The 13,994-nt window shown below is 66.5% G+C and carries 15 protein-coding genes; 11 read left to right on the top strand and 4 right to left on the bottom strand.

From position 1 onward, the window contains the following. Positions 1-39 precede the first annotated feature (39 nt). Positions 40-1,959 (bottom strand): RNA polymerase sigma factor RpoD, encoded by a 1,920-nt coding sequence (rpoD, locus tag SJY11_RS10105; protein ID WP_376989293.1) that lies wholly within the window; start codon positions 1,957-1,959, stop codon positions 40-42. 306 nt (positions 1,960-2,265) lie between these two features. Next, the gene (dnaG, locus tag SJY11_RS10100; protein WP_376986457.1) at positions 2,266-4,173 is read right to left on the bottom strand and encodes a DNA primase; all 1,908 of its coding nucleotides are present in this window, start codon (positions 4,171-4,173) and stop codon (positions 2,266-2,268) included. 117 nt (positions 4,174-4,290) lie between these two features. On the opposite strand from dnaG, the gene SJY11_RS10095 reads away from it, so the two are divergent. Both SJY11_RS10095 and SJY11_RS10090 read left to right on the top strand, forming a co-directional pair. Continuing rightward, entirely contained in the window at positions 4,291-4,569 is a 279-nt protein-coding gene (locus SJY11_RS10095) for a type II toxin-antitoxin system VapB family antitoxin (RefSeq protein ID WP_376986456.1), read from the top strand. After that, positions 4,569-4,952 carry a type II toxin-antitoxin system VapC family toxin gene (locus SJY11_RS10090; protein WP_376986455.1) on the top strand — a complete coding sequence of 128 codons (384 nt, stop codon included), beginning with the start codon at positions 4,569-4,571 and terminating at the stop codon, positions 4,950-4,952. Before SJY11_RS10095 ends, SJY11_RS10090 begins: the two co-directional genes overlap by 1 nt. A 21-nt stretch (positions 4,953-4,973) precedes the next feature. Here SJY11_RS10090 and SJY11_RS10085 read toward each other — a convergent pair whose 3' ends face one another. Then, complete coding sequence (locus SJY11_RS10085; RefSeq protein ID WP_376986454.1) at positions 4,974-5,435, bottom strand: GatB/YqeY domain-containing protein; 462 nt, start codon at positions 5,433-5,435, stop codon at positions 4,974-4,976. Between the two features lie 155 nt (positions 5,436-5,590). Between SJY11_RS10085 and carA the strand changes: the two genes are divergently transcribed. From carA to SJY11_RS10055, 6 genes are all read left to right on the top strand, one after another. Further along, positions 5,591-6,793: a glutamine-hydrolyzing carbamoyl-phosphate synthase small subunit gene (gene carA, locus SJY11_RS10080; protein WP_376986452.1), complete on the top strand. Its 1,203-nt coding sequence runs from the start codon at positions 5,591-5,593 to the stop codon at positions 6,791-6,793. A 53-nt stretch (positions 6,794-6,846) separates the two neighbouring features. Continuing rightward, a complete protein-coding gene (locus tag SJY11_RS10075; protein ID WP_376989292.1) occupies positions 6,847-7,107 on the top strand; it encodes a YARHG domain-containing protein in 261 nt (86 codons plus the stop codon). Positions 7,108-7,316: 209 nt separating this feature from the next. After that, positions 7,317-8,186 carry a prephenate dehydrogenase/arogenate dehydrogenase family protein gene (locus tag SJY11_RS10070; protein ID WP_376986451.1) on the top strand — a complete coding sequence of 290 codons (870 nt, stop codon included), beginning with the start codon at positions 7,317-7,319 and terminating at the stop codon, positions 8,184-8,186. Continuing rightward, the gene (locus SJY11_RS10065) at positions 8,183-9,805 is read left to right on the top strand and encodes an ABC-F family ATP-binding cassette domain-containing protein (protein WP_376986450.1); all 1,623 of its coding nucleotides are present in this window, start codon (positions 8,183-8,185) and stop codon (positions 9,803-9,805) included. Before SJY11_RS10070 ends, SJY11_RS10065 begins: the two co-directional genes overlap by 4 nt. Before the next feature lie 239 nt (positions 9,806-10,044). Further along, positions 10,045-10,473, top strand: coding sequence for a group III truncated hemoglobin (locus SJY11_RS10060; RefSeq protein WP_376986448.1), 429 nt, complete (start codon positions 10,045-10,047; stop codon positions 10,471-10,473). Between the two features lie 46 nt (positions 10,474-10,519). Next, positions 10,520-11,038: a GNAT family N-acetyltransferase gene (locus tag SJY11_RS10055; RefSeq protein ID WP_376986446.1), complete on the top strand. Its 519-nt coding sequence runs from the start codon at positions 10,520-10,522 to the stop codon at positions 11,036-11,038. Positions 11,039-11,204: 166 nt separating this feature from the next. Here SJY11_RS10055 and SJY11_RS10050 read toward each other — a convergent pair whose 3' ends face one another. Further along, entirely contained in the window at positions 11,205-12,458 is a 1,254-nt protein-coding gene (locus tag SJY11_RS10050) for a class I SAM-dependent methyltransferase (protein WP_376986445.1), read from the bottom strand. A 139-nt stretch (positions 12,459-12,597) separates the two neighbouring features. On the opposite strand from SJY11_RS10050, the gene SJY11_RS10045 reads away from it, so the two are divergent. The 3 genes from SJY11_RS10045 (at position 12,598) to SJY11_RS10035 (ending at position 13,981) form a co-directional block, all read left to right on the top strand. Continuing rightward, on the top strand, positions 12,598-12,861 hold the full coding sequence (locus SJY11_RS10045; protein WP_376986444.1) for a PilZ domain-containing protein: 264 nt from the start codon (positions 12,598-12,600) through the stop codon (positions 12,859-12,861). Positions 12,862-12,975: 114 nt separating this feature from the next. Further along, positions 12,976-13,197 carry a hypothetical protein gene (locus tag SJY11_RS10040; protein ID WP_376986443.1) on the top strand — a complete coding sequence of 74 codons (222 nt, stop codon included), beginning with the start codon at positions 12,976-12,978 and terminating at the stop codon, positions 13,195-13,197. 91 nt (positions 13,198-13,288) lie between these two features. After that, a complete protein-coding gene (locus SJY11_RS10035) occupies positions 13,289-13,981 on the top strand; it encodes a class I SAM-dependent methyltransferase (RefSeq protein WP_376986442.1) in 693 nt (230 codons plus the stop codon). Positions 13,982-13,994 lie beyond the last annotated feature (13 nt).

Below are 13,994 nucleotides of genomic sequence, written 5' to 3'. Positions count from 1 at the left end.
TCACGAACAAGAAAGCCGGCCTCGCGGCCGGCTTTTTCGTCAATTGTCCAGGAAGCTCCGCAGCTTCCGGCTCCGGCTCGGATGCTTCAGCTTGCGGAGCGCCTTCGCCTCGATCTGGCGGATGCGCTCGCGGGTGACGCTGAATTGCTGGCCGACCTCTTCGAGCGTGTGGTCGGTGTTCATGCCGATGCCGAAGCGCATGCGCAGCACGCGCTCCTCGCGCGGGGTGAGTGACGCCAGCACGCGCGTCGTGGTCTCGCGCAGGTTCGACTGGATCGCGGCGTCGATCGGCAGGATCGCGTTCTTGTCCTCGATGAAGTCGCCGAGATGGCTGTCTTCCTCGTCGCCGATCGGAGTCTCCAGCGAGATCGGCTCCTTGGCGATCTTGAGGACCTTGCGCACCTTCTCCAGCGGCATGGCGAGCTTCTCGGCCAGTTCCTCCGGCGTCGGCTCGCGGCCGATCTCGTGCAGCATCTGACGCGAGGTCCGCACGATCTTGTTGATCGTCTCGATCATGTGGACGGGGATGCGGATCGTGCGCGCTTGGTCGGCGATCGAGCGGGTGATCGCTTGGCGGATCCACCATGTCGCGTAGGTGGAGAACTTGTAGCCCCGGCGGTACTCGAACTTGTCGACCGCCTTCATCAGGCCGATATTGCCTTCCTGGATCAGGTTGAGGAACTGCAGGCCGCGATTGGTGTATTTCTTGGCGATCGAGATCACGAGGCGAAGATTGGCCTCGATCATCTCCTTCTTCGCCTGCCGCGCCTCGCGCTCGCCCTTCTGGACCATGAGCACGATCTTGCGGAATTCCTGGATCTCCAGGCCGGTCTCGGAGGCCAGCGTGTGGATGTCCTCGCGCAGGCTCTTGATCCGCTCCAGCTCTGACCCGACGAACTCGCGCCAGCCGCGCGAGCCGAGCTTGGAGACGCGCAGGATCCACTTGGGATCGAGCTCGCCGCCGACATGCTGCTTGAGGAAGTCCTCGCGGCCGACGCCATAGCTCTCGGCCAGACGCAGCAGGCGCGTCTCATGTCCGATCAGGCGCTTGTTGATGTCGTAGAGCTGCTCGACCAGTGCCTCGATGCGGTTGTTGTTGAGCGAGAGCGACTTCACCGCGGTGATGATGTCGTCCTTGAGCTTCTTGTATTTGCGGTCCTGCGACGGCGAGAGCTTGGTGTTCTCCAGCCGGTTTGCGATGTCCTGGTCCTGCAGGCGGCGCAGCTTCTTGTAGTTGTCGGCGATCGAATCGAAGGTCTCGAGCACGCGCGGCTTGAGCTCGGCCTCCATGGCCGAGAGCGAGACGTTGTTCTCCATGTCGTCGTCGTCGAGATCGGGCGGCAGCTCGCCTTCGGGCGTCTCGCCCTCGGCGGCCGGAGCGGCCTCCGCCTCGCCGCCCTCGCCCGCGACCTGGGCCGGGTTCTTGCCGTCAGGGCCGGCATAGGTCGCTTCGAGGTCGATGATGTCGCGCAGCAGAACCTTGGCTTCGTTCAGCTCGTCGCGCCAGATGATGATCGCCTGGAAGGTCAGCGGGCTCTCGCAGAGCCCCGCGATCATCGCCTCGCGCCCGGCCTCGATGCGCTTGGCGATCGCGATCTCGCCCTCGCGGGAGAGCAGCTCGACCGAACCCATCTCGCGCAGATACATCCGCACCGGGTCATCGGTGCGCTCGGTCGGCTCGAGATTGCGCTTGGTCTCGACCGGCAGGGCCGAGCGCGAGGCGTCGACCAGATCGCCGCCCTCCGGCTCTTCCTCGTCGGCGCCATTGGTGCCGGTGCGGGCCGCGGCGCGTTCCTCGCCGGAGGCTTCCGGGTCCTCGTTGTCGACGACGTTGATGCCCTGCTCGCTGAGCTGGCCGAGAACATCCTCGATCTGCTCGGAGGAGAACTCCTCCGAAGGCAGCACCTCGTTCAGTTCGTCATAGGTCACATAGCCGCGCTTCTTGGCGAGCTTGATCATGCGCCTGACGGCCTGATCCGTCAGATCGAGCAACGGACCGTCGGAGGTCGGGGGGCTTCCGGCGTGGCCTGGTCGGCCTTGTCCCGTTCGCTCGTTTTCGTCGCCATCAACAGCGCTCCGCACTCTCAGGCCGCCACGGCTCGGAAGAAGCCATTTGCGGACGCATAAAAGGGCGGCGCGGCCGCAGGTCCGGCGCGCTCACCCCACCCAAATCACACAGGCGAGATGGCACCGCTCATCCTTGATGAACCGTAAACCAAACCCCGCCGACGCGCAGACCTGACCAGAAGGACCCGTGGAACTCCCTCAATCCTCGGACATCGCCTCCGTCCCCTCGATCGTCTCGAGGCGAGCCTTGACGTCCTTGATCCAGGCGAAATTGGCTTCGGTCGCTTCGTCAGCCAATGCACGCTCGGCTGCCTTCAACTCGCTATGTAGCGTCCGCGCGCGATGATGCAAGACGATGGCCTGACGAATCGAGTCGAAAACCGATTCCGGATCAGCGGCTTGCGCCAGTTTCAGCCGCTCCGCCGGCCCCGTCACCGCCATCAATTGCGCCTGCGCCTCCCTGACGCGCGGCTGTTCCAGCCTGTTCGCCAGCGCCTCCTCGTCGAGCACGCCCTCCATCGCGGCGTCGAGCAGCGCCTGGCGGAAGCGCTCGGCGGCGGGGCCGTCGAGCGACAGATCGGCGATCTCGTCGGCGCAGCGCAGGATCAGCGCGGGATGGCTCGCCAGAGCGAGCAGGATGAAGGCCTCGCGGGTGTCCTCGCCGCGGCCGCGCGCCATGATCTTGGTCCGAGTCAGCTGGCTCGAGGCCTTCAGCGGCCCCACCGACCAGGGCGAGGGCTGCGGGAATCCGCCGCGGCCGCCGCGCGCCGCTCCGCCCCCCTGCCCCCGCCCGCGCGGGTAGCCGCCCTCACGCCGCTCGGCGCGCGCCGGCGCCGCGCTGGCGAAGAGCTGCGCCAGCCGTTCGTCCATCTCGCGGCGGTAATGCTTGCGCGTCGTCTCGTCGCGGATCCGACCGAGCGGCTCCTTCAGCCGCCGCTCGAAGGCGGCACGGCGCTCAGGCGTATCGAGCGGCCCGGCCTCGACCTCCCGCGTCCACAGCATGTCGACCAGCGGCCGCGCCGCGCCCAGAACCTCGGCGATGGCCGCCTTCCCGCCTGAACGCGCCAGGTCGTCGGGGTCCTGCCCCTCGGGCAGCAGCGCGAAAGAGAGCGACTTCCCAGGCTCGAGCAGCGGCAGGGCGATGTCGATGGCGCGGCTCGCAGCCTTCCGGCCAGCCTTGTCACCGTCGAGGCAGATCACAGGCTCGTCGGCCATGCGCCAGAGCAGCGTGAGCTGGTCCTCGGTCAGGGCCGTGCCAAGCGGCGCGACCGTCTGCGGGAAGCCGGCGAGCGCCATGGCGATCACGTCGACATAGCCCTCGACCACGATCGCCTGCCCGGTGTCGTGGGCGGCCTTGCGGGCATTGTGGTGGTTGAAGAGGAGCGAGCCCTTGTGAAAGAGCGGCGTCTCCGGCGAGTTGAGATATTTCGCCGAGACCTCCGCGCTCATCGCCCGCCCGCCAAAGGCGACGACACGCCCCCGCGAGTCATGGATCGGGAACATGATGCGGTCGCGGAAGCGGTCATAGGGCACGGCGATCTCCTCGCCATGCACGAGCAGCCCGGCCTCCATCATCAGTTCGGCAGACACGCCCTTCCCCGCGAGATGGTCGCGCAGCGCGAAGCGGTCGGCCGGGCCATAGCCTAGGCGGAAACGTGTGCGCGCCTCACCGTCGAGCCCGCGCGAGGCGAGATAGCGCCGCGCGTGACCACCGCGATCGCCCATCAGCTCGGACTCGAAGTAGCGCGCGGCCAGTTCCACGACCTCGTGCAGCCCCTTGCGCCGCTCCTCCTGGACCTGTGCTTCCTGCGTGATCTTCGGCAGAGTCACGCCGGCTTCGGCCGCCAGCTTCTCGACCGCCTCGGGAAAGGACAGCCCTTCCGTCTCCATCACGAATTTGAAGATGTCGCCGTTCTTGCCCGACGAAAAATCGAAGAACGAGGCCTTCTGGTCGTTGACGAAGAAGGACGGCGTCTTTTCCGCATTGAAGGGCGAGAGCCCCTTCCATTCGCGTCCCGCCTTCGCCAGGCGCACGCGCTTGCCCACAACCGCCGAGACCGGCAGCCGCGCCTTGATCTCTTCGAGAAGGGAGGGCGGGAACTTCATTGCTTCCTATGTGAGCGCGAGCCCGGCGAAAGCCAATCGCGGATCTTGCCGGAGCCCGGTTTGTTGGCGCTATCCACAGCACCGTGATAAAGAAAATCCGCCGGAAGGAAGAAAGCCATGGCGCTGAACATCAAGGATCCGGAGACGGAAAAGGCCGTGCGGACGCTGGCAAAGCGCCGCGGCCTCAGCCTGACCGAAGCCGTGCGTCAGGCTGTCAGCAGCGAACTCGGCAAGGACGAATTGTCGGAGGACGAGAAGGCGCAGCGCGTGGCAGCGGCGATGGCGCGGATGGAAGCGCTCTACAAAAAATACGACATCAAGCCGACCGAGCGCTCGATGACCCGCGACGAGATCGACGAGATCCTCGGTTACGATGAAAACGGTCTGTGGTCGTGATGGTCATCGACACATCCGCGGTCGTTGCTTGCCTGGCCGGCGAAGCCGACGCCACTGAGTTCACCAAGAAAATCGCGCTGGCCGAACGTCGAATCATGTCGAGCGTCAACCTACTGGAGGCAAGGCTCGTTCTGGTTTTCTCGAAGAGAATTCCAGCCGCAATCGTCGATGACTTCGTGACGAACGAACGCATCGACATCGTCCCCTTCGACGAAGCCCTCTCCCATGTCGCCTTCCAGGCCTATCGCCGCTTCGGCAAGGGCCGGCATCCCGCGAAGCTCAACATGGGCGATTGCGCGGCCTATGCTCTAGCGCAGAGCCGCGGCTGGCCGCTGCTGTTCAAGGGCGATGATTTCGCGCAGACGGATATCGAGCGGGCGTGAGCCCGCTCGACCGGCCACGACTCACCCAGCGAGGGCGGCCTTCACCAGCCCGCTCGCCTTGCCGAAATCCATCTGGCCGGCGAATTTGGCGCGCAGGATCGCGATGACCTTGCCCATGTCCTTGACCGAGGCGGCGCCACTTTCGGCGACTGCGGCCGCGATGGCAGCCTGAACCTCGTCGTCGGACATCTGCTTGGGCATATAGGAGGCGATCACCTCGACCTCGGCGCGCTCGCCGGCGGCGAGCTCGGGGCGGCCGTTGGCGTCGTAGATCGCAATCGATTCCTGGCGCTGCTTGATCATCTTCTGCAGCAGGGCAAGCAGCTCGTCGGGCGTCGTCTCTGGCTTGCCGAGCCCGCGCGCCTCGATGTCCTTGTCCTTCAGCGCCGAGGTGATCATCCGGATCGTCGAGACCTTGCCCTTGTCCCCGGCCTTCATCGCTTCCTTGAGGTCGGCCGTGAAGCGCTCGCGCAGGCTGGTCATACAGGTATTCCTTCGTTGTGCAGCGGGCTTCGCACCCGCGTCGATTGACGGCATGGGAGCGCGTCTTTAAGGCTCGCGCTCCAGACGCGGACAGCGAAACCCGCTGCCGCCCATGCATTGCCGCAAGCCAGCGCGGCCTGGACCGAGACATAGACATGACCGCACACGAAGGAAACCCCGCCACGGGCGGCTGGAGCGAACCGCGCGCGACCGCCTTGCTGGTCCTCGCCGACGGCACGGTGCTGGAAGGCTTCGGGCTGGGCGCCACCGGCGAGGCCCCCGGCGAGGTCTGCTTCAACACGGCGATGACGGGCTATCAGGAAATCCTGACCGACCCTTCCTATGCCGGCCAGATCGTCACCTTCACCTTCCCCCATATCGGCAATGTCGGCGTCAATGACGACGACACCGAAACAGTCAACGCCGCCGCCTCGTCGGGCGTGCGCGGCATCGTGCTCCACGCCGCCATCACCGAGCCCTCGAACTGGCGCGCGAGCCGCCATTTCGATGCCTGGCTCAAGGCGCGCAACATCGTCGGCATCTGCGGCGTCGACACCCGCGCGCTGACCGCCCTGATCCGCGACAACGGCATGCCCAACGCGATCCTCGCCCACGCCCCCGACGGCGTCTTCGACATTCCGCGGCTCCAGAAGCTCGCCGCCGAACTGCCCGACATGGCGGGCCTCGACCTCGTGCCGATGGTCACCTCATCCCAGCGCTACGACTGGGATGAGACGCCCTGGCAGTGGCCCGCCGGCTACGGCAAGCGCGACGGCGCCGCCCACAAGGTCGTCGCGATCGATTACGGCGTGAAACGCAACATCCTGCGCCTGCTCTCCAAGGCCGGCTGCGACGTCACCGTCGTGCCTTCGACAGCTTCGGCGGAGGAGATCCTGGCGCTGCAGCCGGACGGCATCTTCCTCTCCAACGGCCCGGGCGACCCGGCCGCAACGGGCGAATACGCCGTCCCCGTGATCAGGGAACTGCTGGAGAAGAAAGTCCCGACCTTCGGCATCTGCCTCGGCCATCAGATGCTGGCGCTCGCCGTCGGCGGCCAGACCATGAAGATGAAGCAGGGCCATCACGGCGCCAACCACCCGGTGCAGGACAAGACGACCGGCAAGGTCGAGATCGTCTCGATGAATCACGGCTTCGCAGTCGATCCCGCCTCGCTGCCGGCGCATGCGGTCGAGACCCATGTCTCGCTCTTCGACGGCTCCAACAGCGGCTTTGCCCTGACCGACCGCCCGGCCTTCAGCGTCCAGCACCACCCGGAAGCCTCGCCCGGCCCGCAGGACAGCCACTATTTGTTCAAGCGCTTCGTCGAGATGATGGACGCGGACAAGACGAAGGCCTGACCGCGCCCGCGCTCAGCCTCTGAAAGCCGGGATCCGCCATGCCGCGTCTGCCCATGATCTGCCTGTGTTTGTCGTGTTCGATTTCGACAGCGCCGGCCTTCGCCCAGTCGCTCTGCGACGAGATGTGGGCCGAACGCAACGCGATCTATTTCGACGCCGGATACTGCTTCAAGACGGCCCGCGCCAAGGCGGCTTTCGGTGACAATGCCGACTGTCGGTACGAGACGCTGGCGGATGTGCCTCTGACGGCGCGCAATCGCCCCGACATCGCCGAGATCCAGCAGCGCGAGCGCAAGTCAGGCTGCCCGCGCTGAGCCACCTCGGGCAACTTCGCCTCCGCCCCTGGTTGACAGTCCAGCTTTGCTGCTTTTGAAGGGCGCCATGACCTCAGCGACCTGCCTCGCCCGGACCTATTACGCCCCGTCCTCATAAGGAGGGTCGCATTCTCATGCTTCAACCGCCGCGCTGGCGGTTGAACTCAGGCAGTCACCCGGCATCGCGGCCCCCTCCAGGGAACCCGACCATGCCACGCCAGCGCAAATCCTTCTCCTCCCTCGGCCTGCTCGGCTTCGGCGCCTTCGGGCAGCTGATGGCGCGCCACCTCCAGCCGCATCTTCGCCTCGTCGTCTGCGATCCCGCCACGCCGCCACGGCCCGATCCTTCGGGCAAGGGGCTCGTGCCGGGCGACATCGCGGCCGTGGCGGCCTGCGACATCGTCGTGCTCGCCGTCCCGGTCGACGCGATGGCACAGGCGATCGCGAGCCTGCGCCCGCATCTGCGCGCCGGCACTATCGTGCTGGATGTCGGTTCGGTGAAGATCGAGCCCGCCCGCCTGCTGCTGGAGGGATTGCCAGAGCAGGTCGAGATCATCGGCACGCATCCGCTCTTCGGCCCGCAGAGCGCGCGCGACGGGCTGGCAGGCCTGAAGATCGCGCTCTGTCCGATCCGCGGCGACAGCGTCCGGCGGATCGCCGCCTTCCTGCGCCGGAATTTCGCCCTCGACGTGATCCTGACCACGCCGGACGCGCATGACCGCGACATGGCGCTGGTCCAGGGCCTGACCCATCTCGTCGCCAAGATCCTCGTCCGCATGGAGCCGGTGCCGCGCCGGATGACGACGCGCAGTTTCGAGCTGCTGATGCAGGCGACCGAGATGGTGCGCCACGACGCGCCCGGCGTCTTCCTGGCGATCGAGCAGGCGAACCCGCATGCGCGCGCCGTGCGGGAGCGATTCTTCGCTCATGCCCAGGCGCTGACCCACGCGCTGGAGCGACACGATCACCCCGAACCCGCATGCGCCTGTAGCGATGAACCGGAACCCGGCTCTTCCGCACCGGGCCATCCTGCCCTATTGCAGCGCAATATCATCCCTGAGCGTCACGCGAAAACATGATCCGTCTCGAAAACATCGGCAAGCAGAACGGCCAGCAGATCGTCTTCATCGAGGCCTCGGCCTCGCTCCTGAAAGGCGAGAAGGTCGGCCTCGTCGGCCCCAACGGTGCCGGCAAGACCACCCTGTTCCGGATGATCACCGGGCAGGAGCAGCCCGACGAGGGCATGGTTCAGGTCGATCGCGGCATCACCATCGGCTATTTCAGCCAGGATGTCGGCGAGATGCAGGGCATGAGCGCGGTCGCCGCCGTGATGGAGGGCGCCGGCCCCGTCAGCGCCGTGGCGGCGGAATTGCGCGAGCTCGAGACGGCGATGGGCGACCCCGACCGCGCCGACGAGATGGACGAGATCATCACCCGCTATGGCGAGGTCCAGGGGCGCTTCGAGGAGCTCGACGGCTATGCGCTCGATGGCCGCGCCCGCGAGGTCCTCGACGGTCTCGGCTTCAGCCAGGAGATGATGGAGGGCGATGTCGGCGCACTCTCGGGCGGCTGGAAGATGCGCGTCGCGCTCGCCCGCATCCTGCTGATGCGCCCCGATGCGATGCTGCTCGACGAGCCCTCCAACCATCTCAACCTCGAGAGCCTGATCTGGCTGGAATCCTTCCTCAAGGGCTATGAGGGCGCGCTGCTGATGACCTCGCACGACCGCGAGTTCATGAACCGCATCGTCGGCAAGATCGTCGAGATCGATGCCGGCGCGCTGACCTCCTATTCCGGCAATTACGAATTCTACCAGCAGCAGCGCGCCCTCGCCGAGAAGCAGCAGCAGGCGCAGTTCGAGCGCCAGCAGGCCATGCTCGCCAAGGAGGTCGCCTTCATCGAGCGCTTCAAGGCGCGCGCCTCCCACGCCGCCCAGGTGCAGAGCCGCGTCAAGAAGCTCGACAAGATCGAGAAGGTCGAGCCGCCCAAGCGCCGCCAGACCGTCTCCTTCGATTTCCCGCCCGCCCCGCGCTCGGGCGAGGACGTCGTCACGCTCAAGGGCGTCGACAAGCGCTATGGCAGCCGCACCATCTACGAGGCGCTCGACTTCCAGATCCGCCGCAGGGAGCGCTGGTGCGTGATGGGCGTCAACGGCGCCGGCAAGTCGACGCTGCTGAAGCTGGTCACCGGCTCGACCGAGCCCGATTCCGGCAGTGTCTCGCTCGGCGGCTCGATCAAGCTCGGCTATTTCGCCCAGCACGCGATGGAGGTGCTGGACGGCGACCGCACCATCTTCCAGTCGCTGGAAGACCGCTTCCCGCAGGCCGGCCAGGGTTCGCTGCGTGCGCTCGCCGGCTGCTTCGGCTTCTCCGGCGACGATGTCGAGAAGCGCTGCCGCGTCCTCTCGGGCGGCGAGAAGGCCCGCCTCGTGATGGCGCTGATGCTCTACGACCCGCCGAATTTCCTCGTTCTCGACGAGCCGACCAACCATTTGGACATCGCGACCAAGGAAATGCTGATCAATGCGCTGGCGCAGTACGAGGGCACCATGCTCTTCGTCAGCCACGACCGGCATTTCCTCGCCGCGCTCTCCAACCGCACGCTGGAGCTGACGCCCGACGGCGTCCACACCTTCGGCGGCGGCTACACCGAATACGTCGCCCGTACCGGCCAGGAGGCGCCGGGCCTGCGGAGTTAGCGACGTCGGCGGGCAAGGCTGTGCTCTGGATGCTCTTGCCCTCCGTCATTGCGAGGAGCGTCAGCGACGAAGCAATCCAGGAGCGGGCGCGCTCGACGTCCTCTGGATTGCTTCGCTTCGCTCGCAATGACGGTCTGCCTTGGGGCAGAAGCGTCGCGGAATGACGACGCGATTCAGATCAAGGGGCGGGTCGGCCCGACGCGCTAAACACCCGGCCTGACGATCAGCCGCGAGCCCCCATGACCGACAATCCCCTCACCCGGCCCGGCGCCGCCCACCCCGCCATCACCGAGGCGATGATTGCGACGCTGGTCGCGCGCTTCTACGAGCGGGCGCGCGAGGACGCGGTGATCGGCCCGGTCTTCATGGGCGCGGTCGCGGATTGGGACGAGCACATCGCCAACATCGCCGATTTCTGGAGTTCGGTGATGCTGCGCACCGGGCGTTATCACGGCCGCCCGATGCGCCCGCATCTGATCCTGCCGCTGGAACCGCAACATTTCGACCGCTGGCTCAGCCTCTTCGAGGAGACGGCAGCGGAGGTCTGCGGCGAGCCGGAGATCGCCAACGAGTTCATCATCCGCGCACGCCGCATCGCCGACTCATTCGAAATGGGCCGGGCCTCGGTCACCGGCGCGATCGCCCGCCCGCGCCACAGCCGGGGCTGAGCCTCAGCGTCTTGCCGCAATGACGCGCACCGTGATGGAATGAGGCATGGACGCGCCCCTCATCCGCCTGCTCGGTCCCGCCGACGCCGCCGCCTATCGCGCCCTGCGCCTCCAGGCCTTGCGTGACCACCCCGAAGCCTTCGGTGCGAGCCATGAGGACGAGGCAGCCCGCAGCCTCGACATGACCGCCAGGCGCCTCGATGGCGGGCCATGGAACTGCGTCTTCGGCGCCTTTGCCGGAGAAAGCCTCATCGGAACGGCCGGCTTCATCGTGCCGGACCGATCGCCGAAATCCCGTCACAAGGGCCTGCTCGTCGGCGTCCATGTCGCGCCGGCCCATCGCGGCCATGGCCTTGGCCGCGCACTGGTCAAGGCCGTCATCGACCATGCGCGCGCCCATGTCGTGCTGCTGCAGGCCGCCGTGGGCGTCGCCAATGCGCCGGCGCTGCGGCTCTATGAGAGCCTCGGCTTCCAGCGCTACGGGCGGGAGGACAAGGCACTGCTCGTCGACGGCGTCTTCATCGACGAGGCGCTGATCGTGCTGGATTTTTCGTCCGATGCCTGATCGCTGCCGGAGCTTGTCTGCGGCATCCCTCAGCCCTCATCCTGAGGAGCCATTCCGTGAGGAATGGCGTCTCGAAGGATGTTCAAGAGGTTCTGGAGCCTGCTGGAACATCCTTCGAGACGCGCCTGCGGCGCTCCTCAGGATGAGGTTGAGGGCTGAGCGCCCTTCAAAACCCTCGCGCCGCCAGCGCCTTCTCGTCGTCCTGGATGTAGTCCCGGATGACCGGCACCGCGCTCTTGTGCGGGCCGAGCAGCAGCTGGAACACCATGTCGCCGCCGATGTCGAAGGAGATCGAGCAGGCGCAGAGATAAAACTCCCACATCCGCGCGAAGCGCTCGCCCATCATCGCGACGACCTGCGGCCGCTGCGCCATGAAGCGCTCGCGCCAGGCTTCAAGCGTCCAGTGGTAGTGCCGGCGCCAGAACTCGCAGTCGGAATGCCAGAGCCCGGTCTGCTCGACCGCCGCGAACACCTCCGACAGTGCCGGCGCATAGCCGCCGGGGAAGATGTACTTGTCGAAGAACGGACCCGTGAAACCCGGCGGGCCGACGCGGCCGATGCAATGGACCAGCGCGATGCCGTCCGGCGTCAGCAAATCACGGATCTTTTCGAAATATTCGAGGTAATGCGCGACGCCGACATGCTCCATCATGCCGACGGAGACGATCCGGTCGAAGGTGCCGCCAAGCTCGCGATAGTCCTTGTTGACGAAGCTCACCGCGTCGCCGACGCCGGCTGCATCCGCGCGCTTCTGGGCCGCGGCCATCTGGTCGGGCGAGACGTTGAGTCCGGTGACCTTCGCCCCGCAGGCCTTGGCGAGGTAGATCGCGAGTTCGCCCCAGCCCGAGCCGATGTCGAGGACCGTCATCCCCGGTTCGATCTTCAGCTTGGCGGCAATGTGGCGCAGCTTCGCCTTCTGCGCATTCTCCAGCCCGACCTCCGGCGAATGCCAATAAGCGCAGGAATAGGTCATCGTCTCGTCGAGCCAGAGCCGGTAGAAATCGGTCGGGATGTCGTAGTGGTGCTTGACCTTCTTGCCGGCGACGCCGAGCGGGTTGTGCATCCGGAAGCGCCGAATCTTGAAACGCACAGAGCGAATCAGCTTCTGGATCGGGTGCTTGCGCAGCTCCTTGCGCTGCAACCAGAACAGCGTCAGCAGGTCGTGGATCGTGCCTTCCTCGAAGTCGATCCGCCCATCCATATAGCCCTCGGCGAGCGCCAGTTCCGGATTGAGGAAGAGCTCACGCTCGATCCGGTCGTCATGGAAGCGCACGGTGACGGAGGGTACCGTCTTGACGGCGCCAGCAAAGCGCAGTTCGCCGGGCCCTGGCCCGAAGATGTGGCGCGTTTCGTCCGGCGTGATCACCGTCAGGCGCCCCATCCTGACGAAACGCTTCAGCAAACGCGGTAGCAACAACATCGCAGCCCTCACCCCGCGCCAATTTAGAGCATGTCGAAGCTGTCGAGGAAACCTCCGGCAACCAAACAGCAACGTCAGCCTCGCTCCATCCCGATCCGGCAGGATGCCTCCACAAATCGAAGGGAGCGGGCGCAACGGAATGGACAAGCGGTTTTCGAAGCGCTGGCGCTCGCATCTGCGGATGGCGAAGCTGTTCGACCGCTCGCAGCGCTTCCTCGTCGAATGCCGCATCCTCGATCTCTCGGCGACGGGGGCACGCCTGAAACCCCAGAGCGACCGGCCGCTGCCGCTCGAACTGCATCTGCAGGACGAGGTGATGGAGGTCTCGAAGCGCGCCACCATCGTCTGGATCCAGCGCGGCGAGATCGGCATCCGCTTCGCGCCCGATCCCGAGGCCGGTTGAGCCTCGTGCCATGACCGCACGCACGACTCGGGGGATCGGGACGGCTCGGGGAACCCCGGACGGCCAGGCGCGTTCACCGGCACGAGGACGCCCCTGCCGCCTGACGGGACAACGATGGACGACGACCGCATCACCCGCATCGCCCGCGCGCTCTGCCGCTCGGCCCGAATCGATCCCGATGGCATCCTGCCGGGTGAAGGCGCCGATCCGGAACTCCTGCGCCACGATGTGCGCGGCCAGGTCGGCGGCCGCGAAGTCCCGGCCTGGACGATGTTCCGCGGCGCCGCGCTGACCTTCATCCAGGCCCATGAGGATCGAGTCGTCGCGCCGCTCTGATATTCCCCCGCGCTTGCTAAGCGGGTCGCCGGCGGCATAGTGCTCGCCTCTCGCGCGGAGGCAGCCGCGCATCCTGGCGGAACGGCGAAGCATGTCCTGGCGCGATTTCTGGAACGGCGAACACGCGATCTATGTCTCGCCACGCCACAAGACGCTGCATTACCGCCAGATCGCGACCGACCTGATCGGCCATATCCCCGCGCCCGACGCCGTCGTGCTCAACCATGGCTGCGGCGAGGCGCTCGACGCCGGCCGCGTCGCCGGAAATTGCGGCAAGCTCTATCTCTGCGAGGCCGCGCCCAGCGTGCGCGACAAGCTGCGCGCCATGCTCGGCGGCAAGGCGAACGTCGCCGTGGTCTCGCCCGAGGAGGTCGAGGCTCTGCCCGACGCAACCCTCGATCTCGTCGTCGCCAACTCGCTGATCCAGTACCTCTCGCGCGACGAACTCGTCGCTCTGCTCGCCACCTGGCGCGGCAAGCTCAAGCCGGGCGGCAAACTCGTCGTCGCCGACATCATCCCGCCCGATGTCAGCCCGCTGACCGACGCCTCGCAGCTCCTCGCCTTCGCCTGGCGCGGCGGGTTCCTCACGGCGGCGCTGGCCGGGCTTGTCCGCACCGCCTTCTCGGACTACCGCAAGCTGCGGGCGCAATACGGCCTCTCAACCTACCGCATTGACGAGATTGCCGGGCTGATCACAGCCGCCGGCTTCGAGGACGCGACGCCCGCGAAGAATTTCGGCCACAACCCGCATCGGCTGACTCTGGTCGCGCGCAAGGCGGGTTAGGTCGGAGCGCCGC

Source organism: Allobosea sp. R86505 (genome assembly GCF_042466375.1).
Lineage (GTDB): Bacteria > Pseudomonadota > Alphaproteobacteria > Rhizobiales > Beijerinckiaceae > Allobosea.
This window is presented reverse-complemented; position numbering and strand designations above follow the sequence as displayed.